This is a genomic window from Streptomyces sp. NPDC041108 (assembly GCF_055592645.1).
Genome location: NZ_JBVIYK010000011.1, coordinates 112,372 through 134,801, shown reverse-complemented (window position 1 = coordinate 134,801; position 22,430 = coordinate 112,372). Strand labels below are relative to the sequence as shown.

19 protein-coding genes are annotated in these 22,430 nt (G+C 72.3%); 8 read left to right on the top strand and 11 right to left on the bottom strand.

Going from position 1 to position 22,430, the window contains the following annotated elements; genetic code table 11:
* Positions 1 to 28 precede the first annotated feature (28 nt).
* On the top strand, positions 29 to 1,192 hold the full coding sequence (locus ACZ6BB_RS28400; protein ID WP_471617983.1) for an acyltransferase family protein: 1,164 nt from the start codon (positions 29 to 31) through the stop codon (positions 1,190 to 1,192).
* On the opposite strand, the gene ACZ6BB_RS28395 is transcribed toward ACZ6BB_RS28400, so the two are convergent.
* Positions 1,170 to 2,018: a GNAT family N-acetyltransferase gene (locus ACZ6BB_RS28395; RefSeq protein ID WP_471617982.1), complete on the bottom strand. Its 849-nt coding sequence runs from the start codon at positions 2,016 to 2,018 to the stop codon at positions 1,170 to 1,172. The genes ACZ6BB_RS28400 and ACZ6BB_RS28395 overlap by 23 nt on opposite strands.
* Before the next feature lie 312 nt (positions 2,019 to 2,330).
* On the opposite strand from ACZ6BB_RS28395, the gene ACZ6BB_RS28390 reads away from it, so the two are divergent.
* The 3 genes from ACZ6BB_RS28390 to ACZ6BB_RS28380 all read left to right on the top strand — a co-directional run bounded on the left by ACZ6BB_RS28390 (position 2,331) and on the right by ACZ6BB_RS28380 (position 5,910).
* A complete protein-coding gene (locus tag ACZ6BB_RS28390; RefSeq protein ID WP_471617981.1) occupies positions 2,331 to 3,968 on the top strand; it encodes an alpha/beta hydrolase in 1,638 nt (545 codons plus the stop codon).
* Between the two features lie 124 nt (positions 3,969 to 4,092).
* Entirely contained in the window at positions 4,093 to 4,623 is a 531-nt protein-coding gene (locus ACZ6BB_RS28385) for a DUF4232 domain-containing protein (protein WP_471617980.1), read from the top strand.
* Positions 4,624 to 4,785: 162 nt separating this feature from the next.
* On the top strand, positions 4,786 to 5,910 hold the full coding sequence (locus ACZ6BB_RS28380) for a baeRF3 domain-containing protein (RefSeq protein WP_471617979.1): 1,125 nt from the start codon (positions 4,786 to 4,788) through the stop codon (positions 5,908 to 5,910).
* 60 nt (positions 5,911 to 5,970) lie between these two features.
* On the opposite strand, the gene ACZ6BB_RS28375 is transcribed toward ACZ6BB_RS28380, so the two are convergent.
* Complete coding sequence (locus ACZ6BB_RS28375) at positions 5,971 to 6,384, bottom strand: SsgA family sporulation/cell division regulator (protein ID WP_471617978.1); 414 nt, start codon at positions 6,382 to 6,384, stop codon at positions 5,971 to 5,973.
* Positions 6,385 to 6,803: 419 nt separating this feature from the next.
* On the opposite strand from ACZ6BB_RS28375, the gene ACZ6BB_RS28370 reads away from it, so the two are divergent.
* Positions 6,804 to 8,222, top strand: a complete 1,419-nt coding sequence (locus ACZ6BB_RS28370; RefSeq protein ID WP_471617977.1) for a PP2C family protein-serine/threonine phosphatase — start codon at positions 6,804 to 6,806, stop codon at positions 8,220 to 8,222.
* A gap of 48 nt (positions 8,223 to 8,270) precedes the next feature.
* On the opposite strand, the gene ACZ6BB_RS28365 is transcribed toward ACZ6BB_RS28370, so the two are convergent.
* On the bottom strand, positions 8,271 to 9,767 hold the full coding sequence (locus tag ACZ6BB_RS28365; RefSeq protein ID WP_471617976.1) for a DNA-binding protein NsdB: 1,497 nt from the start codon (positions 9,765 to 9,767) through the stop codon (positions 8,271 to 8,273).
* Between the two features lie 234 nt (positions 9,768 to 10,001).
* Here ACZ6BB_RS28365 and ACZ6BB_RS28360 point away from each other — a divergent pair, with 234 nt between their 5' ends.
* Both ACZ6BB_RS28360 and ACZ6BB_RS28355 read left to right on the top strand, forming a co-directional pair.
* The gene (locus tag ACZ6BB_RS28360; RefSeq protein ID WP_471617975.1) at positions 10,002 to 11,144 is read left to right on the top strand and encodes an aminoglycoside phosphotransferase family protein; all 1,143 of its coding nucleotides are present in this window, start codon (positions 10,002 to 10,004) and stop codon (positions 11,142 to 11,144) included.
* Positions 11,145 to 11,393: 249 nt separating this feature from the next.
* Positions 11,394 to 13,370: an N-acetylmuramoyl-L-alanine amidase gene (locus ACZ6BB_RS28355; protein ID WP_471617974.1), complete on the top strand. Its 1,977-nt coding sequence runs from the start codon at positions 11,394 to 11,396 to the stop codon at positions 13,368 to 13,370.
* Positions 13,371 to 13,448: 78 nt separating this feature from the next.
* On the opposite strand, the gene ACZ6BB_RS28350 is transcribed toward ACZ6BB_RS28355, so the two are convergent.
* The 7 genes from ACZ6BB_RS28350 to ACZ6BB_RS28320 form a co-directional block, all read right to left on the bottom strand.
* Positions 13,449 to 13,946, bottom strand: coding sequence for a hypothetical protein (locus ACZ6BB_RS28350; RefSeq protein WP_046917562.1), 498 nt, complete (start codon positions 13,944 to 13,946; stop codon positions 13,449 to 13,451).
* 153 nt (positions 13,947 to 14,099) lie between these two features.
* Positions 14,100 to 15,347, bottom strand: a complete 1,248-nt coding sequence (locus ACZ6BB_RS28345; protein ID WP_471617973.1) for an MFS transporter — start codon at positions 15,345 to 15,347, stop codon at positions 14,100 to 14,102.
* Between the two features lie 172 nt (positions 15,348 to 15,519).
* Positions 15,520 to 15,765 carry a DUF397 domain-containing protein gene (locus ACZ6BB_RS28340; protein ID WP_033526253.1) on the bottom strand — a complete coding sequence of 82 codons (246 nt, stop codon included), beginning with the start codon at positions 15,763 to 15,765 and terminating at the stop codon, positions 15,520 to 15,522.
* An 82-nt stretch (positions 15,766 to 15,847) separates the two neighbouring features.
* Positions 15,848 to 17,014 carry a thiolase domain-containing protein gene (locus tag ACZ6BB_RS28335; RefSeq protein ID WP_005474398.1) on the bottom strand — a complete coding sequence of 389 codons (1,167 nt, stop codon included), beginning with the start codon at positions 17,012 to 17,014 and terminating at the stop codon, positions 15,848 to 15,850.
* Positions 17,011 to 18,087, bottom strand: a complete 1,077-nt coding sequence (locus ACZ6BB_RS28330; RefSeq protein ID WP_471617972.1) for a thiolase domain-containing protein — start codon at positions 18,085 to 18,087, stop codon at positions 17,011 to 17,013. The genes ACZ6BB_RS28335 and ACZ6BB_RS28330 overlap by 4 nt, the downstream gene beginning before the upstream one ends.
* Entirely contained in the window at positions 18,084 to 19,025 is a 942-nt protein-coding gene (locus tag ACZ6BB_RS28325) for a Zn-ribbon domain-containing OB-fold protein (protein WP_471617971.1), read from the bottom strand. Before ACZ6BB_RS28325 ends, ACZ6BB_RS28330 begins: the two co-directional genes overlap by 4 nt.
* A 138-nt stretch (positions 19,026 to 19,163) precedes the next feature.
* Positions 19,164 to 19,964, bottom strand: coding sequence for a crotonase/enoyl-CoA hydratase family protein (locus ACZ6BB_RS28320; protein WP_471617970.1), 801 nt, complete (start codon positions 19,962 to 19,964; stop codon positions 19,164 to 19,166).
* Between the two features lie 167 nt (positions 19,965 to 20,131).
* Between ACZ6BB_RS28320 and ACZ6BB_RS28315 the strand changes: the two genes are divergently transcribed.
* Entirely contained in the window at positions 20,132 to 21,751 is a 1,620-nt protein-coding gene (locus ACZ6BB_RS28315) for an acyl-CoA synthetase (protein WP_471617969.1), read from the top strand.
* Here ACZ6BB_RS28315 and ACZ6BB_RS28310 read toward each other — a convergent pair.
* Entirely contained in the window at positions 21,709 to 22,287 is a 579-nt protein-coding gene (locus ACZ6BB_RS28310) for a hypothetical protein (RefSeq protein ID WP_471617968.1), read from the bottom strand. The two genes, ACZ6BB_RS28315 and ACZ6BB_RS28310, sit on opposite strands and share 43 nt — an antisense overlap.
* Positions 22,288 to 22,430: the final 143 nt, after the last annotated feature.

The window sequence follows — 22,430 nt, the reverse complement described above, 5'->3', positions numbered from 1 at the left end:
CGTCGTCGCAGCCCGGAGACCTCCACCGATGTCCGAAGACGTGGTGCAGCACACCAGCACCTCTCCCGCGGCCCCGCCCGAGCGGGCCGGGCCGCGGGCGGGGCGGACCTCGCGGGACCCCTACTTCGACAACGCGAAGTACCTGACCATCGTCCTGGTGGCCTGCGGGCACGCGTGGGAGCCGCTGACGTACGGCAGCCGGACCGTGACGGCCGCGTATCTGACCGTCTACGCGTTCCACATGCCCGCCTTCGCCCTGATCTCCGGCTACTTCTCGCGGAGTTTCGACATGGCGCCGGGCCGGCTGAAACGGCTGATGACGGGAGTGGTGCTGCCGTACGTCGTGTTCGAGACGGCGTACACGCTGTTCTACCGGTGGGCGCAGGACGATCCGGGCTATCCGCTGAGCCTGCTGGACCCCTGGTACGTGATGTGGTTCCTGGTCGCGCTCTTCGTCTGGAGGCTGACCACGCCCCTGTGGCTGATGCTGCGTCATCCGCTGCCCGTCGCGCTGGGCCTGGCGACGCTGGCGGCGGTCTCGCCGGATCTCGGCGGCGACGTCTCCATCCAGCGTGTGCTGGGGTTCCTGCCGTTCTTCGTGCTGGGGCTGACCCTGCGGGCCGAGCACTTCGAGCGGCTGCGGACCCGCCGGGCGCGGCTGTGTCTGCTCCCGGTGGGCCTCGGGGCGTTCCTGGCCGCGTACCGGGTGGCCCCGTGGTTCGACGCGGGCTGGTTCTACCACCGGGGCAGCGTCACCGGTCAGGGCGTGTCCCGCTGGGCGGGCCTGCTGACGACGCCCGCACTGTTCTGTCTGGCGGTGCTGCTGACGGCCTGCTTCCTGGCCTGGGTGCCGCGCCGGCGGCTGTGGTTCACCGCTTTGGGCGCCGGCACGATGTACGGCTATCTGCTGCACGGCTTCGTGATCAAGTGGGCGCGTTTCAGGGACTGGTACGCCGTGGAGTGGGTCCACACCCCGCTCGGGCAGCTCGCGGTGACGGCCGTGGCGGCCGGCGGCATCACCCTGCTGTGCACCGCGCCCGTACGGGCCGCCCTGCGCTGTGTCGTCGAGCCGCGTATGGAGTGGGCGTTCAGGAAGGACGTCGCCGCCCCGCCGGACGGGACGCCGGACACTCCGGCCCGGTCCGGCGCGGGGGACGCCGTCCCGTCGGCTAGCCGAGTTCGAGAGTCGTGACCCCGTAGACGCGCTCCGTCGCGTACGGCCGGACGGGGCCGGTGTACATGCGGGCCGTCTCGAAGGAGGGGGTCAGCCCGTACTCCTCGACCAGCGCCACGGCGGCCGTGTTCGGCTCCGGCACGTCGATGGCCAGCGCACGGCCCGCGGCCTCGGTGGCGAGCCCGGTGAGGAGCGCGCGGGCGTCGGCCGGGGTGTCGGCGAACAGGGGGCCGATCCGCAGGGCGTCCCGGCCGGGGCGGATGACGCCGTAGCCGGCGAGCCGCCCGTCGACGATCCGCGCGAGGGCCCGGTGTCCGTCGGTGGTCAGCCACCGCTCCAGGAAGCGGGGACGGTCGGCCGGGTGGCAGGAGTGGTCGTACGCGGCGAGGGACGCGGCGTCACGGACCGGCAGGAGGCCGTCGGGCGGGGCGGACTCGGGGATCACTCCCGCGTACCGGTAGGTGCGGTGGGCGGGCTCGAAGCCGGACCGGCGGTAGTTGTCCTGCTGCGCGACCACTCCGTCGAGACCGACCGTCCGGTCGCCGGCGTGGGCGAGCGCGGTCGTCCAGGTGGCGAGGCCGTGTCCCCGGCCGCGCAGATCCGGGCGGACCAGGTAGAAGCCGAGGAAGGCGTGGTCGGCGCCGTAGGTGACGACCGAGACGGAGGAGACCGGTTCGCCGTCGAGCCGGCCGATGAAGAACCCCTCGGGGTCCTGTGCGAAGAAGCACGCCGGGTCCGAGAGCCCCGGGTTCCAGCCCTCGTCGCCCGCCCATCGGGCGACCACCGCCCAGTCGTCGGGCGTGGCCCGGGTGACGACGAGGTCCTGACGCCCCGCAGAGGTCATCTGCGCGCTCCTTCGCTGACGCGGGTGCGCGGCCGGCGTGCGGCCGCGGGCACGGGCGGTCAGCCGCGCCCCGCAGCATCCTCGCCGACCCCCGGTCGCGGCCGCGACGCCGGAAACGGCCGATTCGCCGGGCGAGGGGCCCGCCCGCCGGCCCCCTTCACACGGACGAGCGACCCGCTCTGGCGGCGGTGCGGCGCAGGATACGGCGGTTCCGGCCGTTCCGCCCGCTGGGAGGCGTGGCCGGGAGGGGCCGCCTATGGTGATCCGGGGGTTGTCCCCGGTCGCCCCGGCCGGGTGTCCCGGGAGGCACGCATGCGGTCCACGCACAGACGGTGCCCGCTCGCCGGAGCCGCGGTCGCGGTGCTGGCCCTGCTGGGGGCCGGGCTGCCGGCCACGGTGGCGGGCGCCGACAAGCAGCAGGACGCCGAGCAGACCGACCTGACCCGCTTCTACCGGCAGAAGATCAAGTGGTCGACGTGCGAAGGCATGGAGGCACCCAGGGATCTGCGGTGCGGCAGGATCACCGTACCGCTCGACTACGCGCGGCCCCGGGCGGGCACCCTCGACCTGGCGGTGGCCCGCTACCGGGGCACCGGCGACCCCCGCGGCTCACTGCTGCTGAACTTCGGCGGCCCCGGCGGCCCCGGTGTCCCCGAACTCGCCTACAGCGGCGCGGACTTCATGGATCTCACCAACGGCTACGACCTTGTCTCCTTCGACCCGCGCGGCGTGGGCCGATCCTCCCCCGTCAGCTGCGGCGACGGCACCGAGGAGGCGCTGGAGGCGACCGACGACGGGAACGACGCCGACCACCCGCAGACGTCGCTGACCCGGCTGCGGCGGGCCGCCGCCGCGTGCCGGAAGAACTCCGGCCCCGTACTGCCGCACATCGGCACCCTCGACGCCTCCCGCGACCTGGACGTGATGCGGGCCGCCCTCGGCGACAAGAAACTCAACTACCTCGGCTTCTCCTACGGGACCCGGCTCGGCGCGGTATACGCGGCGCAGTTCCCCGACAGGGTGGGCCGCATGGTCCTCGACGGCGTGGACACCCTGACCGAACCGCTGACCGAACAGGGTCTGGTCGGCGCGGCGGGCCAGCAGAGGGCGCTGGAGGACTACCTCGACGCGTGCACCGAGCAGTTGACGTGCCCGTTCGGGCAGGACTCCCGCTCGGCCCGTGAGCAGGTCGTCGCACTGGTCGAATCGCTGGACGAGTACCCCGTGCCCTCGGACTTCGGGGCGGACTTCACCGGTCAGGACCTGGTGGGCGCCATCGGTCACGCCCTCTACAGCGAACAGCTGTGGCCCCTGCTCACGCAGGCGCTCAACATGCTCGTCCACGACGGCGACATCCGGGGCGTCATGGCCCTCTCGGGCGGCGGCTTCGCCCCGCAGACCGCCCTGTACCGGTCCGTGGTCCCGGCCCGCCCGCACGAGCCCGCCGAACCCAACGCCTCCGGCACCCCGACTCCGCACGCGGGGCTCGTCGACGCCGAGAAGGTACCGCTGGACAACTACCCGGCCGCGCTCATGGCGATCAACTGCGCCGACGACCCCGACCGGCCCACCGCCAGGAGGATCACCGACGATCTGGAGAAGCTGCGGGAGGCCTACGAGGACGCCTCCCCCGTCTTCGGCGCCTACCGGCTGACCCAGGTGCTGATGTGCTACGGCCGCCCCGCGGGCACCGACTTCATCCGCGAGAAGGTGCGGGACGTCGACACCCCGAAGATGCTGCTCGTGGGCACCCGTGGGGACCCGGCCACCCCCTACCGCTGGACGGTGGAGACGGCGAAGCGGCTCGGCTCCTCGGCCGTCGTGCTCGACAACAAGGGCAAGGGGCACACCGGGTACGGGTCCTCCCCGTGCGTGCACGAGAAGGTCGACGACTTCCTGCTGTTCGGGACGCTGCCGGACGACGGAAGTTCATGCGGAGCCGACGATTGAGCATCGGGCGTGTAACACGCACAGGTTCGGTACAACCCCGCGCACAACCCGGACGTCACACTGGGCAGACGTCACGATTGTGCGTGCCGTACCTGTACGTGACCAATACTGGGGGATTCCACCGATGCGCATCCGTTCCTTCCTCACCGTCTCGACCGTGGCGACCGCCGGCGCCGCGCTGCTCATCGCCGCCGCCCCGCAGGGGCTGGCCGCCCAGCCCGCCGCGAAGACCCCGGTCTGCAAGGCGAAGGTCCTCAAGCTGGGGGCCAAGCAGGCGAAGGACACACGCGTCGTGCACATCAGCGTGAAGAACACCGGCACCCGCACCTGCACCATCGACCGTCTGCCCGTCGTCACCTTCGGCGACCTGGACGGGGCGGCCGAGCCGGTGCCGTCCGGCGAGAGCGGCCCGTACAAGGTCGGCGCGGGCAAGACGGTCTACGCGGCCGTCCGCACCATCGCCGACCTGAAGGACCCGGAGGCCCGTCGCGTCGACACGATCACGGCGTCGGCCAACCCCAACCTCAACGGCCGCACGTTCACCCTGAAGCAGCTGGGCGCGAGCAAGAAGGTCAAGGTCTGGGAGCCGGTGACGACCTGGTGGAAGCCGTCCAAGGCTGCCGCCGACAAGGCGCTGAAGAAGGAAGTCGGCTGACCGCAGCGACGGCCGCACGGCACCGAGGAGCCCGTCGGCGCGCACCGCGAGGGTGTGTGCCGGCGGGCTCGCCGCTGTCCTGCGCCGACCGTCGGAACCTTCCGCACCGAGGGCCGGATTACCCCAAATGCCCCACATGCGAATCGGTCCTATCGTGAAGTCATGGAGCATGCCCTCAGTCCCGCGACCCTCACCGAACTGCGCCGTCCGCGGCCCTACCCCGCGGTCTCGGTGCTGACACCGACCCACCGCAGGGAACCCGAGAACGCCCAGGACCCGGTCCGGCTGCGCAATGTGGTCGCCGAGGCCAGGAAGCGGCTGGAGCGCGATCCCGCCGTGACGCGCGAGCGGCGCACCGATGTCGCCCGCCAGCTGGACCAGGCACTGGCCGAGGTGGATCTCGCGCACGCCGAGGACGGTCTGGTGATCTTCGCGGCGCCCGGTGAGCACCAGGTCTGGTCCCTGGCCCGGCCCGTGCCGGAACGTGTGGTGCTCTCGGACACCTTCCTCACCCGGAACCTGGTGGCCGCGCGGGCCGCCGAGCGGTCCTTCTGGGTGCTCTCGGTCTCCTCGGACCGGGTCACGCTGTGGAACGGGGGCGGCGACCGGGTCACCGAGGCGCACACCGGCGGGTTCCCCCTGACCCGGGAGCGCGACAACTTCGACGCCGAGCGCCAGGAGCGGACCGGCGACCTGCCGTCCGCCTTCCGCGACGAGGACACCCGCCGCTTCCTGCGGGACGCCGACACCGCGCTGGCGCGGGTCATGCGCGCCCGGCACCGGCCCCTGTACGTCACCGGGGCTCCGGCGGCGCTGGCCCTGTTCGACGAGATGGGCACGGTCACCCGGGACGCCACCCACATCCCGCACGGCGGTCTGGCGCACGGCACCCCGGACACCGTGTGGCAGGCGGTCCGGCCCCTGGTCGCCGCCGAGGAGCGCAGGAACGCCGACCTCGTGGCCCGGCGGCTGGAGACGGCTCGCGGCAGCAAGGAGTTCGCGGCCGGTCTCGACGAGATCTGGCAGAACGCCCAGCAGGGCCGCCTGCGGCTCCTGGCCGTCGAGGAGAACTACCGCGCGAGCGTCCGCTCCGACGGAGGCGGCGTCGGACCCGGCGGGGCGGGGGGCGGCCATCTCGTGCCGGCCGAGAGCGGGGACCTCGACTCCCGCGAGGACATCGTGGACGAGATCGTCGAGCGGTGCCTGGACACCGGCGCCGAGATCTCCTTCGTCCCCGACGGCATGCTCGGCGACGCCCGGGGCATCGCCGGGATCCTGCGCTACTGAGCCGCGCGGGCCGGGCCCGGCCCGCGCGCCCCGGTGGCGGCCGGCCCGTGCCGCACGCCGTCACACGCCGCCGAGGAGCGACGTCAGCCCCCGGTCGAGCGCCGGGCCCAGCTCCTCCCGTCCGGCGGGGACGACGCCGTAGCTGCTCAGCAGGAAGCGCTGGAGGCCCGCCTTCTCGAACCGGAGGAGGGCGGTGCCGTACGGGGAGTGCAGTTCCACCACCGTGCGCAGGCGGCCGCAGGGCCAGATGTGCACGTCGCCGCTGCCGGCGGGCGCCCTCACCCCCTTCTCCAGCAGTTCACGGGCGAAGGTCCAGGTCACCATGGTGCCGTTCAGCGAGATGTCGGCCGGGAAGTCGAGGTGCACGGCCAGCGGGTCGTCGGAGGAGTAGCGCAGGCTCGCGGGCACCGGCACCTCCCGGTCCTCGGCGGTGACGAGGAGAGCGCGGGCGGGCTGTTCCAGCGTGACGGTCATTGAACGGTCTCCGTTTCGGTGAAGCTCTTTCTGCGACGCGGGCCGACCCGTGCGCCCACGTGCGTTCTCGACCTCGCGGAAGGTTTTCGTGACCCGCGGCTCCATGGATTCGCCACTGTGACCCATGTCACTCGATTCCCTTTCGGGGTAGTCGCACATATGCCCTTCGAACACGGGAATGAAAGGCATGTGACGGGAGCCGACACACCGTCAAGTCACATACCATTCCTACGACTTGGGGCCCGCGAAGACGTACCGACACGCAGGGGAAGATCCCGACTGCAAGGACGGTGACATATGCCGGAAGCACCATTGCATCGTGTCTTGCCAAATCCCTTACAGCGCGTCGCGGGCTGTGCGACAGTCGTAATCGGCCCTTACGTCAGCGTTGGTCGTACCGTCCCCCATCGGAGTACGTGATGCCGTCCCCTCTCTCTGCGGATCGTCCCGCCGCCCAGCCGCCCAACCGCGGCACGGTCGACGCCCTCATCTCGCAGACGCGGCGGCTGCGGGGCGACATGGACGCCGTCCGCCGTGACGCGCCCGTCGACACGGCGGACCCCGAGGTCCGCTGGCAGCGCGCGCTCTACGACCTGGCCTTACATCAACTCAGCGATCTTGACGACCACTTGGCCCAGCTGCGGGACGGCCCCGCCCCGCCGCCGGCCCCCGCGCCCCCGGCCGCCCCACCCCCGGCGCCCCCGCGCCCTTCCCTGCTCAGCCGGGTCGGCAGCGCCGAGTGGAACCTGCTCACGGACGAGGCCGACTGGTCCGGGGAGCTGTACCAGATCCTCGGCCGTGACCCCGCCTCCCCGCCGCTCACCCTCGACGAACTGCCGTCGCTGGTGCTCGACGAGGACCGTCCCACACTGACCGCGATGGTCACGGACTGCCTGATCGACGCCAGACGCATCGACGGGGAGTTCCGGATCGTGCTCCCCGACGGCGGGGCGCGCACCGTGCACATGATGGGCGAGCCCGTCCTCGACGAGGACGGCGCCACGGCGTCGATGTGGGCCGTCCTGCGGGACGTCAGCGAACTGCGGCGCAGCCAGCGGGCGGAGAGCGAGACCCGTGACTCGCTGCACCGGCAGCGGCACATCGCGCAGACGGAGCACCGGCTCGCGGTCGAACTCCAGGAGGCCGTGCTGCCGCCGTGGCGCGCCTCCCTGCGGCTCCCCCGGCAAGGACCCGAGAGGCTGGACCTGGCCGCCCACTACCTGCCCTGTTCGACCAGCGCGCTCATCGGCGGCGACTGGTACGACGCCCTCGAACTACCGGGCGGCGAGAGCCTGTTGAGCGTCGGGGATCTCACCGGACACGGCGTCACCGTCACCTCGGGCATGGCGATGCTGATCGGTGCCCTGCGCGGCATGGCGATGGCGGGCACCGAGCCGGGCCGGCTGATGGCCTGCCTCAACCAGTTACTGGACACCACCGTGCAACCGGCCCTCGGCAGCGCCGTCTGCTGCCGCTACCGGCCGGCGACCCGCACCCTCGTATGGGCGCAGGCGGGGCACCCCGCCCCGCTGCTGTTCCGCGACGGGACGGGGCACGTGCTGACGGCGCCGGACGGCGTCCTGCTCGGAGCGACCTCCGGTGCCGTCTACGGGCAGGCCGAAGTGACGCTCGAACAGGGCGACCTGCTGCTCCTGCACACCGATGGACTGGTGCCCCGGCGCGGCGGAGAGGCGGCCGTCGAGCGGCTGCTGGACCTGGCCCCGCGATTCGGCGGGGCGCGTACGGCCCAGGAATGTGTACGGACAGTGGTGGAGGAGTTCGGCGAGGCCGAGCGTGCGGACGACGCCTGTGTACTCGTCGCCAGGGTCAGCTCCTGAGGACACACCGTCATCGGCTCCGGACGGTCCGGGGGCCGTGCTCGGCGCTCACGCCGGGGCGATGTCGCCCTTGTTCTTCGACTGGGGCTTGGGCAGGGCGAGTTTGAGCTCCTCCCGCAGCTCCTGGATCTTCGGATAGCTGGAGTACTGACCGGTGAGCCGGTACATCTCACGCAGCCGGTCCCACGTGCGGTGGGAGGAGTTGGAACCCATCGACATCAGAGCGAGGCGGGCGTACCGGTCGGCCTGTTCCGGGTCGTCGCCGATGAAGCAGGCCGAGGCCATGGACAGGAAGTCGAAGATCTTGGACCGCTGCCGGCCGTCGACGCGCAGCTCCAGGGCCTTCTGCGCATAGTGCTGGGCCTGCTTGGCCGCGGCCGGGTCGTGCTCCGCGAGGGTGCGGTAGGCCAGGGCCTGCATGCCGTAGAGGTCCTCCTCCTTGAACATCTGCATCCAGCTGGGCGGCGGCACGTCCGACCGGTCGGAGACGAACAGGTCCTCGGCCTGCCCGAGCGTGCGGCGCATGGCCTGGCCCTTGCCCATCGACGCCTGGGCCCATGCCTCGACGGTGTGGAGCATGGCCCTGGTGCGTGGCAGCACCTGCTCGCCGGAGCCGGAGTGGGCGAGCTTCATGAGGTCGAGTGCCTCGTCGGGCTTGCCGAGGTGCACCAGCTGCCGGGCCGCCCGGGAGAGGGCCTCGCCGGCCCGGGGCCGGTCACCGCCCTCCCGGGCGGCGTGGGCGGCGATGATGAAGTACTTCTGGGCGGTGGGTTCGAGGCCGATGTCGTGCGACATCCAGCCCGCGAGGACGGCGAGGTTGGCGGCGACGCCCCACAGGCGCCGCTGGATGCGTTCGGGGTGGTGGTAGGAGAGCATCCCTCCCACCTCGTTCAGCTGTCCCACGACAGCCTTGCGTTGCAGCCCGCCGCCCCGGGCCGCGTCCCAGGCCCGGAACACCTCGACCGAGCGCTCCAGTTCCTCGATCTCCTGCACCCCGATGGGGGCTGCCTCGTAGCGGTCGTACCCGGCGGGGTCGGCGTGCAGGGGATCGTCGAGGTCGGGAGCGTCGGCCGCGAGGGCCGGATCGGTGTGCAGCCAGTCGTGCATGGCGCTGCTGAGAGCAGGTCCCGCGGTGAGCGCGACACCCGCGCCCACCAAGCCGCGTCGGTTGAGCATGAGGTCCATTCCCGTGAATTCGGTGAGGACCGCGGCAGTCCGTTCGGGCGCCCACGGCACGCCGTCGGGATGCTCCGCATTCCCGCCGCCCCGCCGTTTCCCCGTACGCCCGTGCCGGACCAGACCGAGGTCCTCGATGGTCACGACACGGCCGAGACGCTCGGTGAACAGGGCCGCCAGCACCCGCGGTACGGGATCGCGCGGGATCTCTCCCATGTCGATCCACCGCCGCACCCGTGAGGTGTCGGTCGCCAGCTGGGGGTGGCCCATGGCCGCCGCCTGCCGGTTGACCAGCCTCGCGAGCTCTCCCTTCGACCAGCCGGCCAGGCCGAACAGGTCTGCGAGTCGAGTGTTGGATGGTCCGCTCACGTCAAGCCCCCAGGTTCTCGGCTGAGTTGAATGTAGCCCTCTGTCAGTTGCACGGGGACTATTCGCCAGGCTTCGCCAGGGTGCGCTACATGGTGTGCCACGGCCCATCCGGTGTCAGGTAGGAAAGCGCCACCCCGACCCGGTCGCCCCGACGGGCACTCCCCAGGGTGCCCCCGGACGGCCGGGGCGGGCGGCGCGTGACATTGCCGGCACACGAAGGGATCTGTCTCCCCCATGTACGCAGCATCGTCCTCCGTGTCCGCTCCTCCCCGGTCGCTGCACCCCCGTCAGCCGGGCGGCGGCGGCCCCTACCTCGACCCCACGCGTACGGCGGCTCCGGTGCTCGGTGCCGGACGGGCGCGGCGCGTGCCGGGGCTCGGCACCCAGCCGCTCAGCGGCAGACTCGACCTGTCGGGTCCTCAGGGCGCGCAGCTGCGCACGGCGATCGCGTCGGTGCATCGCATCTGCCCCGAGTTCACTCCGGTCCAGGTGCTGCGCCGCAGCGGCCGTTCGGTGCTGCTCGTCGGTACGACAGGCCGCAGCACGGCCGTCGCCAAGTGTTTACTGGATCACTCCTCCATCTGGGAGGAGCGGCTCCGGCACGAAATAGCCGCATACCGCTCGTTCGTCCGGCACCGCCCGCCGGTGCGGGCGCCGAGGCTGATCGCGGCGGATCCGGACAACTGCACCCTGGTCATCGAGCGGATGCCGGGCCGGGTGGCCGCCCTGCAGCGGCATCCGGTGGAGGCGCCGCCGCGCGCCGACATCCGGGCGGCGCTCGGCGCGATCTGCCGGCTGAACGCGTGGCGGCCGCCGACGGGGACGTTCGACGCCCCGCTGGACTACGCGGAGCGGATCTCCCGGTTCCATGAGCTGGGTCTGCTCACCGACCGGGACATGGGAGACCTGCAGAAGCTCCTGCACGGCATCGCGCACGCGTCGGGCCGTCAGGGCATGGGCCAGTTCTGTCACGGCGACGCCCTCCTGTCGAACGTCCTGCTCTCACCGGCCGGTCCAGTGCTGGTGGACTGGGAACACGCGGGGTGGTACCTGCCGGGGTACGACCTGGCCACGCTCTGGGCGGTGCTCGGGGACGCGCCGGTGGCGCGGCGGCAGATCAGTCAGCTGGCGCAGTCGGCGGGCCCGGCCTCGCGGGACGCGTTCCTGGTGAACCTGATGCTCGTCCTGACCCGGGAGATCCGTACCTACGAGACGGCCGTGCAGCGTTCGATGCACGACGCGACCCCGACGGCACCGGGCCCGGCCCACCCGGCTGCCGCGCCGTCCGGCGAGGAACAGCGGTTGCTGCTCAGGCGACTGCACGACGACTGCCAGTTGGCCCGCAAGGCCGTCCGGGCGGCGGTCGGCACTCGCTGAAGGGAACGAAGGTCCGCGGTGCGCCCCTGTGCAAGGGGGTGGCGCACCGCGGACCTTCGCCATGCCGGGCGGCCCCGCCCCTCGCGGCGCGGGCCGTCGAGCACCGCGGCCTGCGTCGTCGCGGGTGGGCAATCACAGCGGAAGAGGCTTCTTGCGGGCATGATTGACGGATCGTCGGCCGGCCGGCGGCACTGGTGCCGTCCGGTCCCGCACGCCCCCGCCAACGCCCCACCGCTTGAGGAGGCCGCCTTGCGAGGTACCCCCACCGATCGCAGGCCCACCCCGCACCCCGGACGTGCGCGCAGAACAGCGTTCGCCGCAGCCCCCGCCGTCCTGCTGCTGCCCCTGCTGGGCGCGGCCCCGCCCACCGTCCAGCCGTCCGCCGCCTCGGCCCGTCTGCAGGGCGCGTTCGGCACCGCGGCCGCCGAGTACGGCGTGCCACGCGACGTGCTGCTCGGCGTCTCCTTCCTGCAGTCCCGCTGGGACACGCACGGCGGAGCGCCGAGTGTCACCGGCGGTTACGGCCCCATGCACCTCACCGACGCCCGTACCGCCCTCGCCGAGGCCCCGCACCACAGCGAGGGCGACGAGGACCCGCGCGGCGACGACTCCCGGCCACCCCTGGCCGCCGAGGCGGGCCGGCCCGCACCGGCCGAAATCCCCTCCAGGCTGCGGACGTTGACACGGGCCGCCGCACTGACCGGCCTGCCCGAGCGGACGCTGCGCACGGACCCCGCCGCGAACGTGGCGGGCGGTGCGGCCCTGCTCGCCGCCGCGCAGCGGGAGCTGGGCGCGCGGCCGAGTGCCGATCCGGCGGACTGGTACGGCGCCGTGGCCCGCTTCTCCGGCGCCGACGACCGGGCGACGGCCGCGGCGTACGCGGACGAGGTGTTCGCCGTGATCCGCGAGGGCGCCGAGCGCGTCACGGACGCCGGCCAGCGGGTGGCGCTGCCGGCCGAGCCGGGTCTCGTACCCCGTGCCGGTCAGCTGTCCCGGGCGGGGCTGCGCGCGTCGGCCGCGGGCGCCACGGAGTGTCCGGCGACGGTGTCCTGCGAGTGGATCCCGGCGGCGTACGCGGAGTTCGGCGACGACGACTACGGCAACCACGACCTGGCCGACCGGCCGAACTCGCAGCCCGTCCGGTACATCGTCGTCCATGACACCGAGGGCTACTGGGACACCACCCTCGAACTGGTCCAGGACCCGACGTACGTGTCGTGGCAGTACTCGCTGCGCTCCACGGACGGGCACATCGCGCAGCACATCAAGGCCAAGGACGTGGGCTGGCACGCCGGCAACTGGTACGTCAACGCGGCGTCGATCGGCCTGGAGCACGAGGGGTTCCTCGCGTCGCCGGACGCGTGGTACACGGAGGCGATGTACCGCGCCTCGGCGCGGCTGGTGCGGTACCTCGCCGACAAGCACGGCATCCCGCTGGACCGGCAGCACATCCTCGGCCATGACACGGTGCCCGGCCCGACGACGGCGACGATCCCGGGGATGCACACCGACCCCGGCCCCTACTGGGACTGGCGGCACTACTTCGAGCTGCTGGGCGCACCGCTCGGCGCGACCTCCGGCAGCGACAGCGACATGGTCACCATCCGTCCGGACTACGCCGACAACCGGCCCGCGTTCACCGGCTGCGCGTCCGGCGGCGCACCCTGCGCGGTGCACGGATCCAGCGCGGTGCGGCTGTACAGCCGGCCCGACGCGACCTCGCCCCTGATCAAGGACATCGGACTGCGGCCGGACGGCAGCGCCTCGACGACCGGGGTGAACGACCTCGGATCCCGGGTCTCCACCGGGCAGCAGTACGCCGTGGCCGAGCGGCAGGGCGACTGGACGGCGATCTGGTATCTGGGGCAGAAGGCATGGTTCAAGAACCCCGAGGACGAGCCGACGGCGGTCGGTGCGGCCGGCCTGCTGGTGACGCCCCGGGACGGTCTCGCGGACATCCCGGTGTACGGCCGGGCCTACCCGGAGGCGGCGGCGTACCCGGCCGGCGTACCGGTGCAGGCGGTGTCCCCGCTGCCGTACAAACTTCTGAAGGGCCAGCGGTACGTGGCCGGTGACAAGGTGCCCGGCGAGTACTACTACGCCGTCTCCTTCGACACGAGCGGGCATCGGGTCGTGGTAGGCGAGGATCTGTACTACGAGATCCAGTTCGGCCACCGGGTGGCGTTCGTGCGGGCGGCGGACGTGCGGGTGCTGCCCGCCGCGTGAGGACGTGGCTGCCCGAGGGCGCGAAGAAGGGCCGGGTGCGTGCACCCGGCCCTTCTTCGTCTTCGTCCTCTGCCGCCTTCAGCCCTGCTGGAACAGCTCCGCCGGAAGCGGCTTGAGCAGTGCGTACAGGTCGTCGGTGATGGGGCGGTCCCAGGCCGCGATGGTCACCAGGACGTTGTCGCTGCGGTCGAACTGGACGCAGGAGATCCGGGACTCGGAGAGCTTGAGGCGGCGGACGATCAGGAGGTTGTCGCCCTGCATCACCGGGATGTCCTCGGAACCGACGACGGTGATGTCCTCCTCGTTCTCCAGCGCGATCAGCAGCTGGCTCACCTCGAAGGGGATCTCTCCGTCGGAGACCTCGCGCGCCGGGGAGCCCTCCGGGAGGTTGCCGATGATCATCGCGGGGCCGCGGCCGCCGTAGAGGTCGTAGCGCAGGAAGACGCCCTGGCAACTGCCGTCGGGGGCGGGCAGCAGACCGGCACCGAGATTGCCCGGCCAGTCGCCCGGGTCCATGGCCAGTACGTCGAATTCGGGACCGGCGGGAGTGGCGCTGCGGCGGCGGAGGAAGGACATGCCGCAATGGTACGGCGTGCAGTGCGGCGGTGGGGCCGAGGGAGCCGCTGGGGCGGGGGCGTTCCGGGGGGCGGACGGGTCCGCCGTGCCCGGCGCCGTTCGGGACCGGGAAGAGGGGGCAATCCCCCGTTCGGCGGCGTCCCGGGCCGTCCGTCAGGGCTGCGGGCGGGCCCGCGTGCCGGAACGGGTGGGCTCGTCGTCGGTCTGGGGTGCCGCGCCCGCGACAGTGCTCCGGCGGGAGGTGTCGACCGCGGGGGCCAGGAAGGCCGCGCAGACGACGCAGGCGAGGACGACGAGCATGGCGGGCCGCAGACCGATCTGTTCGCCCAGGAAGCCGAGCCCCGGCGGGCCGACGAGGAAGGCTACGTAGCCGATGACGGCGACGAGGCTGACGCGGGCCGTCTCGTCGGGGCCGGACTCCCCGGCGGCGGAGAGCGCCAGCGGGAAGCCGAGCGAGGCGCCGAGGCCCCAGAACAGCACGGCGGCGCCGGCCAGCGCGGGGCTGTCGGAGACGACGACGAGGAGCAGGCCGAGTGCGCCGGAGGCGGCACTGGCGCGCACCACGGTGATACGGCCGTAGCGGTCGAGGACGTACGTGCCGGTGAAGCGGCCCACCGTCATGGCGGCGGCGAACCCGGCGTAGACGAGGGAGCCCGCGGTGGGGTCCATTCCGTGTCCGTCGACCATGAGCAGGGGCAGCCAGTCGTTGGCCGAGCCCTCGGCCAACGCCATGGCCAGCACGATCGCACCGATGAGGAGGAGCCTGCCGTCCTTCCAGACCGCCGGGTGCCGTTCCCCGCCGCCGTCCCGGGTCTTCGCGGGGGCGGTGCGGCCGGTGCCCGCCGGGATGGATCGCACCGCGTGGAGCAGGAGGCCGACGCAGACCGCGACGACCGCCGCGAGATGCCGGTGCACGGGGACCCCGGCCGCCGTCGCCGCCATGCCCGCCGCGGCTCCGCACACCGTGCCCAGGCTGAAGAAGCCGTGCAGCGGGGGGAGCGTGGTCCGCCCGCTGATCCGCTCGACGTCGGCGCCGTCGACGTTCACCGCCACGTCCCCGACGCCCATGCCGGCGCCGAACGCGCACAGGCCCAGGGTCACCAGGGGCACCGACGCGGCGAAGCCGCCCCAGCAGATCGTGACCATCCCGGCCAGCAGCAGCCACGTCCCCCAGGAGATCACCGGGCGTGTGCCGTACCTGGACACCAGCCGCCCCGAACAGCTGATCCCCAGCATGGAGCCGAGCGACAGCCCGAACAGGACCAGACCCATCTGCGCGGTGGAGACATCCAGCCGGTCCCTGATCGCGGGCGTGCGCGTCACCCACGACGACATCGAGATGCCGGCGAGCAGGAAGACGAGGAACAACGCCTGCCGGCGTCGGCGCACGGCGTCGTCCATGAGGCTGCTTCTCCTGGGGAGCGGAGCCACTGCGGGCCCCCTTGCGGCGCCCCCTGACCGAACAAATGTACAGGCCCATCCTGTTCCGGGGCTCGGGCGCCGGGTCCACCTCCTCCTCACCGGTGGGCGCCGCCGGGCTTCGGCCGCCCGCCGGCACCACGCCCGTGGTGGCTCAGGTCAGGTCGAACTCGCCCTCCCGGGCCCCTGACACGAAGGCACCCCATTCGGCGGGGGTGAAGATCAGCGAGGGGCTCTCGGGGCTGCCGCTGTTGCGCATGGCGATGAAGCCCTCGACGAAGGCGATCTGGACATCTCCCCGCCCCTGGCTGCTCGACCGCCAGTCCGCGTTGCTCAGGTCCAGTTCCGCCGGTTTGTGCCAGCCGTCGAGGGATCGCTGCTGCATGGTGGTCTCGGCCACGTCCGTGCTCCTCCCGGTTCGTCGTCCGCCCGCCAGACTAGCGACCGGCCCCCACCGCCGACAGGCCACGTGAGGGGCGGGTTCAGGACGTGGGCGGCTCGGCGCCCACCAGCCACATCGAGAAGAACTGCGATCCGCCGCCGTAGGCGTGTCCGAGCACCCGGCGGGCGCCCTCCACCTGATGTTCTCCCGCGAGGCCCCGCACCTGGAGCGCGGCCTCCGCGAAACGGATCATGCCGGAGGCGCCGATGGGATTGGTCGACAGGACCCCGCCGGACATGTCGACCGGAAGATCCCCGTCCAGCTCGGTGACACCGGACTCGGTGAGCTTCCAGCCCTCCCCCTCCGCGGCGAAGCCGAGGTTCTCCAGCCACATCGGCTCGTACCAGGAGAACGGCACATACATCTCCACCGCGTCGATCTCCCGACGGGGGTCGGCGATGCCCGCCTGCCGGTACACGTCGGCCGCGCAGTCCCGCCCCGCGCGCGGCGACACGCTGTCCTTGCCCGCGAACAGCGTCGGCTCGCTGCGCATCGCGCCGCCGTGCATCCACGCGGCGGGCCGGGGCGCGCGGGCGGCCCCCGCGCGGTCGGTGAGGACCATCGCGACGGCCCCGTCGGAGGACGGGCAGGTCTCGGAGTAGCGGATCGGGTCCCACAGCATGGGCGAGGCCTGGACCTTCTCCAGCGTGATGTCGTGCTCGTGGAGATGGGCGTAGGGGTTCTTCAGCGCGTTGCGGCGGTTCTTGTACGCGACCAGGGAGCCGACGGTGTCGGGGGCGCCGCTGCGTCGCATGTACGCCCGCACGTGCGGGGCGAAGAAGCCTCCGGCGCCGGCCAGCAGCGGCTGCTGGAACGGGATCGGCAGGGACAGGCCCCACATGGCGTTGGACTCGGACTGCTTCTCGAAGGCGAGGGTCAGCACCGTGCCGTGGACGCGGGCGGCGACCAGGCTCGCGGCGACCAGCGCGGTCGAGCCGCCGACCGAGCCCGCCGTGTGCACCCGCATCATGGGTTTGCCGACGGCGCCGAGGGCGTCCGCGAGATACAGCTCGGGCATCATGACGCCCTCGAAGAAGTCGGGCGCCTTGCCGATGACGACGGCCTCGACGTCGGCCCATGTCAGCTCGGCGTCGTCCAGAGCCCGTCGGGCGGCCTCGCGGACGAGTCCGGCGATCGACACGTCCCGGCGCGCCGCCACGTGCTTGGTCTGGCCGACACCGACGACGGCCACGGGCTCCTTGCTCATCGCGGATCCCCTTCGAGTACGGCGACCAGGTTCTGCTGCAGACAGGGGCCGGACGTGGCGTGGGCCAGCGCCCGGTCGGACTCGCCCCGGTGGATGCGGGCGGCGGCCTCGCCGATCCTGATGAGCCCGGCGGCCATGACCGGGTTGGCGGCCAGGGCCCCGCCCGACGGATTGACGCGCACCCCGTCGTCGAGCCCCAGGACTTGGCGCAGGATCACCTCCTGCGAACTGAACGGGGCGTGCAACTCGGCGGTGTCCACGGGGCGTTCGAACGCGCCGGCCCGTTCGGCGGCGAGCCGGGTGGAGGGTGAGTCGGTCAGATCGCGTACACCGATGCCGTGCACCTCGATGCGGTGGTCGATGCCCCGGATCCAGGCGGGCCGCTCGCACAGTTGTCGGGCCCGCTCCCCCGCGGCGAGGACCACGGCGGCGGCCCCGTCGCCGATGGGCGGGCAGTCCCCGGTGCGCAGCGGCCGTACGAGATAGTCCCCCTGCGGCACCGGACCCCGCAGCTGGGCGTGGGAGTTGGCGGCGGCGTCCGCGCGGCTGCGGGCCCCGACCGCCGCGAGCGCCGGCTCGTCCGTGGTACCCGCGTCGATGAGCGCCCGGGCCTGGAGGGCGGCGAGGGCGACGGAGTCGGGCCACAGCGGGGCCACGTAGTACGGGTCCAGCTGCCGGGTCAGGACGTCCCGCACCGATCCGGGCGAGGACTTTCCGTAGGAGTAGACGAGCGCGGTGTCGGCGTCCCCCGTCCGCAGCTTGACCCACGCCTCGTACAGCGCCCAGGCCCCGTCCATCTCGACGTGCGACTCGGAGATCGGCGGCCAGGCGCCGACGCCGTCGAGGGCCAGGGTGAAGGAGAAGGCGCGCCCCGCGAGGTAGTCGCTGGAGCCGGAGCAGGTGAAGCCGATGTCGGAGGTCTTCAGCCCGGTGGCCCGCATGACCTCGTGGAGCACCGGCATGAGCATCTCCACCTCGGAGACGTCGTCGCTGGTGCGCCGGTGGTCGGTCTGGGCGAAGGCGACGACGGCGATGTCCGGTGCGCCCGTGCCTGGTCGTGCCTCGCGGGTCATAGCGTCTCCCTGTACGTCTCGTAGTCCGCGTCGGGTTCGCCGGTGGGCCGGTAGTGGTCGGGATAGCGGGCCCCCTCGGTCCACACCGGCTCGACGCGCAGCCCCATGCGCACCTGGTCGTAGGGGATGCCCGCGATCCGGCCGTGCAGGGCGAGCCCGGCGCCGTCGAGGGCGATGTGGGCGTAGACGTAGGGGACTTCGATGTCCAGGTTCTTCGCCTTGATGTTGACGATGCAGAACGTGGTGACGGTCCCGGCCGGCCCGACCTCCACCTGCTCGGCCGTGGCCACCCCGCAGGTCGGGCAGGCGCCCCTCGGGGGGACGTACACCTTCGAGCAGGAGGGGCAGCGTTCGCCGACCGTGCGGCGGCCGCCGAGGGCGTTGATGTAGCCGGTCTGGGCGCGGCCGGGCGAGTAGGTGTAGTCGAGGCGGGCGGGGGCGACGATCCCGGTGACCGCGTCGTCGAACTCGCCGCTGTGTCCCGTCGGTTCCTGCGCCTGCCCGTCGTACGGCTCGAAGCAGGCGATGTCCGTGATGGCACCGGACCGCTCCTCGGCCCAGCGCACGCGGACCCGCATCCCGGTGCGTACGGCGTCGGGGCCGGGTGCGTCGAGGGCGTGCAGCAGGGCCGTGTCGGCACCGTCGAGCCTGACCAGCACCCAGGCGAAGGGGGCGGCGAGCGGCTGGCCGCGGCGTGGCTCGTGGTTCCAGGCCCAGGTGGTCACGGTGCCGGTGGGCGCGACCTCGACCAGGTCCCGGATCTCCTCGGCGGTGACGGGGTCGTACTCGACGGGCGGGACCAGCACCCGGCCGTCGCCGGTGCGCACACCGAGGACGACCCGCTCCCGGAGTCCGGTGAGAAAGGCGCTCTGTACGGGGCCGACGGAGCGGGTGAAGGGAAACTCGACGGTGAGGGGGGCCTTGAGGATCGCGGCCATCGGGGCTTGCCTCCTTCGGAAGAGGGGCGACAGGAGCGCCCCTTCAGGGGCGCGGGGCGGTGTCGATGTGCGGCGCCGCCGCGGGGGCGCGACCGGCCTCGTCCGGCCGGCGGCCGGCCCGCGGCATCGGCCGGACGTCTACTCCCGCCTGTAGACAGGGGGCCGCTTCTCGGCGAAGGCCCGCGCCCCTTCCTTCGCGTCGGCCGTGTCGAAGACCGGCCAGCCCCGCTTCAACTCGGCCGCCAGCCCCTCCGCCTCGGTCATCTCGGCCGTCTCGTAGACGGACGCCTTCACGGCCTCGACGGCCAGCGGCCCGCACGCGTTGATCCGTTCGGCGATCTCCAGGGCCTTGGCCAGGGCCGTGCCCTCGGGCACGACATGTCCGATCAGCCCGATCGCGGCGGCCTCGCGCGCGCTGTAGGGCCGCCCGGTGAGCAGCATCTCCAGTGCGTGCGTGCGCGGGATCTGCCGCTGGAGCCGGACCGTGGAGCCGCCGATCGGGAAGAGTCCGCGCCGGACCTCGAAGAGGCCGAAGGTCGCCGAGTCGCCCGCGACCCGGATGTCGGTGCCCTGGAGGATCTCGGTGCCGCCGGCGACGCAGTGTCCCTCGACGGCGGCGATCACCGGCTTGCGCGGCCGGTGGTGGCGGAGCATGGCCTTCCAGTGCAGGTCGGGGTCGGCCTTGAGCCGGTCCCGGTACTGCTGCCCCTCCATCCCCTTGCCCGCGAGGGCCTTGAGGTCCATGCCCGCGCAGAAGGCGCCGCCCGCTCCGGTGAGGACGATCGAGCGGACCTCCTCGTCCTCGTCGGCCCTGACCCAGCCGTCGTAGAGGCCGACGAGCATCGGCAGCGAGAGCGCGTTCTTGGCTTCGGGCCTGTTGAGCGTGAGCACCAGTGTGCCGCCTTCGCGCCGCACGGTGAGGTGTTCGGTGCCGCCCATCGGGGTTCTCCCTCCACAGGAAACGAGAACAGGTTGCAGTAGACGGGTCGGCACTTCAAGGGTTTTCTGACAGACAGTCAGATTTCTGCGCGAGGACTCTTCACAGTTGTGCCGCCCTTTGCTCTGATGACCGGCAACCGAGGGGCAGCGAGGTCAGGAGGAGCGCGGTGGAGTACAACCTTGCCGACCTGTTCGAGTCGGTGGTCGACGTGGTTCCCGACCGGGCGGCGCTCGCGTATCTCGACATCCCCGGCACGGGCGCGGAACACCGCCTCACGTACGCCGAGCTGGACGCGGCGGCCAACCGGATCGGGCACCATCTGCTGGACAGCGGGATACGGGCCGGCGAGCACGTGGGGCTGCACCTGTACAACGGCATCGAGTACCTGCAGACGGCGCTCGGGTGCCTGAAGGCCCGGATGGTCCCGGTGAATGTCAACTACCGTTACGTGGAAGAGGAGTTGGTCTACCTCTACCGGGACGCGGACCTGGCCGGACTGGTCTTCGACGCGGAGTTCACGGGACGGGTGGCGGCCGCGCTGCCGCGGACGGAGAAGCTGCGGCATCTGGTGCGGGTGGGGACCCCCGTGCCGGACGCGCCCGCGCTCGACGCGACCGGCTTCGCCGAGGCGGTGGCCGCCGCGTCCGACGGGCGAGGCTTCCCGGCCCGCTCGGGCGACGACCAGTTCATCATCTACACCGGCGGCACGACGGGCATGCCCAAGGGCGTGATGTGGCGCCAGGAGGACCTGTTCTTCTCGGGGCTGGGCGGCGGGGCCCCCACCGGGGAGCCGGTGAAGTCGCCCGAGGAGCTGGCCGAGCGGGTCGCGGCCGGCGGCGACGGGATCACCTTCTTCCCCACGGCCCCGCTGATGCACGGCACCTCCACGCTCACCGCGTTCATCGGGTTCAACTTCGGCCAACGGGTCGTGATCCACCGCAAGTTCGTGCCCGAGGAGGCCCTGCGGACGATCGAGAAGGAGAAGGTCACCAGTGTGTCGCTGGTCGGCGACGCCATGCTGCGCCCACTCATCGACGCGCTGAACGGTCCGATGAAGGGCACCGACTGCTCGTCCCTGTTCAGCGTGTCGTCGTCCGGGGCCATCATGTCGGAGACGGTCCGGCAGGAGTTCCAGGCCCTGGTGCCGAACGCGATGCTGCTGAACAACTTCGGTTCCTCGGAGTCCGGCTTCAACGGCACGGCGACCCAGGACTCGGGCGCGGGCGACGGATTCCGTATCCGGGTCCACTCCCGTACCCGGGTCGTGGATCCAGCGACGTACGAACCCGTGCCGGTCGGTGTGCCGGGGCGGGTCGCCCAGCGGGGGCATGTGCCCCTCGGCTACTACAACGACCCGCGCAAGACCGCCGAGACCTTCTTCGAGCGGGACGGCGAACGCTGGGTGCTCCTCGGCGACATGGCGACCGTCGACGAGGAGGGCGTCGTCACGGTCCTCGGCCGGGGTTCGCAGTGCATCAACACCGGTGGCGAGAAGGTGTACCCGGAGGAGGTCGAGCAGGCCCTCAAGGCGCACCCCGACGTGTACGACGCGCTGGTCGCCGGGGTGCCGGACGCACGCTGGGGCAGCCATGTCGCCGCCGTGGTGCAGCTGCGCGAGGGCGCGGTCCGACCGTCCCTGGAGGAGATCCAGACCCACTGCCGCACCCGCCTCGCCGGCTACAAGATCCCCCGCCAACTGGTCCTCACCGAAACGATCCAGCGCTCCCCCAGCGGCAAGGCGGACTACCGCTGGGCACGGTCGGTGGCCACGGCGGCCGACCACTGACCGCGTGCGGCTCCCCTCTGACGGGTCAGGTCCGCCCGGCCGGCCGGCTTGACGTACGTGTACTGCCACAGCCGGTCGTGCTCGTCCCTCGCCACCACGAACCGCGCTCCGTCGCCGTTCACGTCGGCGCCGAGGGCTCCGTGAAGCTTCCCGGACTCCTGCGGACGCGGGATCTTCGCCCATGCGCCGCTCCCGCCGTCGTGCTTGAACTCCCAGAGATTGCCGTCGTCCCCGACGATGTACGCGCGTACGCCCTGGTCGACGCCCACCGCACCGGCGCCCGCCACGATGGCCACGGGGTCGCCGTTCGCCTTGACCGGGGTGCCTCGGTCCGTCTTGGTCCAGAAGGAGCCCGACCGCTCGAACTCCCACAGGTGGCCGTCGTTGTCGACGACGAACTCGACCGGCCGCTTCGAGCCGTCGTCGTTCACGACGGTGGCCGGTCCGACCTGCCGGCCGTGGTTGAAGTTCACCTCGCCGGCGCTCGCCGGTGAGGCGGGTGCCATGAGGCACGCGGTCAGCATCGCGAGCGTCACGGGGGCGAGTGCGGGACGCAGTCGTGTGCCATCCGGTTCCTGAGGACCATGGTCGTCTCCTCCGTCGTGGGTGCCGGCGGGCGCCGGCCGTGCTCCCCACGTCAGGAATCGCGCGGGTCACCGCCGCTGGAGCCGTTCTGTAC

What these genes read in the sequence shown, in the direction of transcription:
- ACZ6BB_RS28400 (WP_471617983.1), top strand. Translation starts at nt 29, where the DNA reads ATGTCCGAAGACGTGGTGCAGCACACCAGCACCTCTCCCGCGGCCCCG.
- ACZ6BB_RS28395 (WP_471617982.1), bottom strand. Translation starts at nt 2,018, where the DNA reads ATGACCTCTGCGGGGCGTCAGGACCTCGTCGTCACCCGGGCCACGCCC.
- ACZ6BB_RS28390 (WP_471617981.1), top strand. Translation starts at nt 2,331, where the DNA reads ATGCGGTCCACGCACAGACGGTGCCCGCTCGCCGGAGCCGCGGTCGCG.
- ACZ6BB_RS28385 (WP_471617980.1), top strand. Translation starts at nt 4,093, where the DNA reads ATGCGCATCCGTTCCTTCCTCACCGTCTCGACCGTGGCGACCGCCGGC.
- ACZ6BB_RS28380 (WP_471617979.1), top strand. Translation starts at nt 4,786, where the DNA reads ATGGAGCATGCCCTCAGTCCCGCGACCCTCACCGAACTGCGCCGTCCG.
- ACZ6BB_RS28375 (WP_471617978.1), bottom strand. Translation starts at nt 6,384, where the DNA reads ATGACCGTCACGCTGGAACAGCCCGCCCGCGCTCTCCTCGTCACCGCC.
- ACZ6BB_RS28370 (WP_471617977.1), top strand. Translation starts at nt 6,804, where the DNA reads ATGCCGTCCCCTCTCTCTGCGGATCGTCCCGCCGCCCAGCCGCCCAAC.
- ACZ6BB_RS28360 (WP_471617975.1), top strand. Translation starts at nt 10,002, where the DNA reads ATGTACGCAGCATCGTCCTCCGTGTCCGCTCCTCCCCGGTCGCTGCAC.
- ACZ6BB_RS28350 (WP_046917562.1), bottom strand. Translation starts at nt 13,946, where the DNA reads ATGTCCTTCCTCCGCCGCCGCAGCGCCACTCCCGCCGGTCCCGAATTC.
- ACZ6BB_RS28345 (WP_471617973.1), bottom strand. Translation starts at nt 15,347, where the DNA reads ATGGACGACGCCGTGCGCCGACGCCGGCAGGCGTTGTTCCTCGTCTTC.
- ACZ6BB_RS28335 (WP_005474398.1), bottom strand. Translation starts at nt 17,014, where the DNA reads ATGAGCAAGGAGCCCGTGGCCGTCGTCGGTGTCGGCCAGACCAAGCAC.
- ACZ6BB_RS28330 (WP_471617972.1), bottom strand. Translation starts at nt 18,087, where the DNA reads ATGACCCGCGAGGCACGACCAGGCACGGGCGCACCGGACATCGCCGTC.
- ACZ6BB_RS28325 (WP_471617971.1), bottom strand. Translation starts at nt 19,025, where the DNA reads ATGGCCGCGATCCTCAAGGCCCCCCTCACCGTCGAGTTTCCCTTCACC.
- ACZ6BB_RS28320 (WP_471617970.1), bottom strand. Translation starts at nt 19,964, where the DNA reads ATGGGCGGCACCGAACACCTCACCGTGCGGCGCGAAGGCGGCACACTG.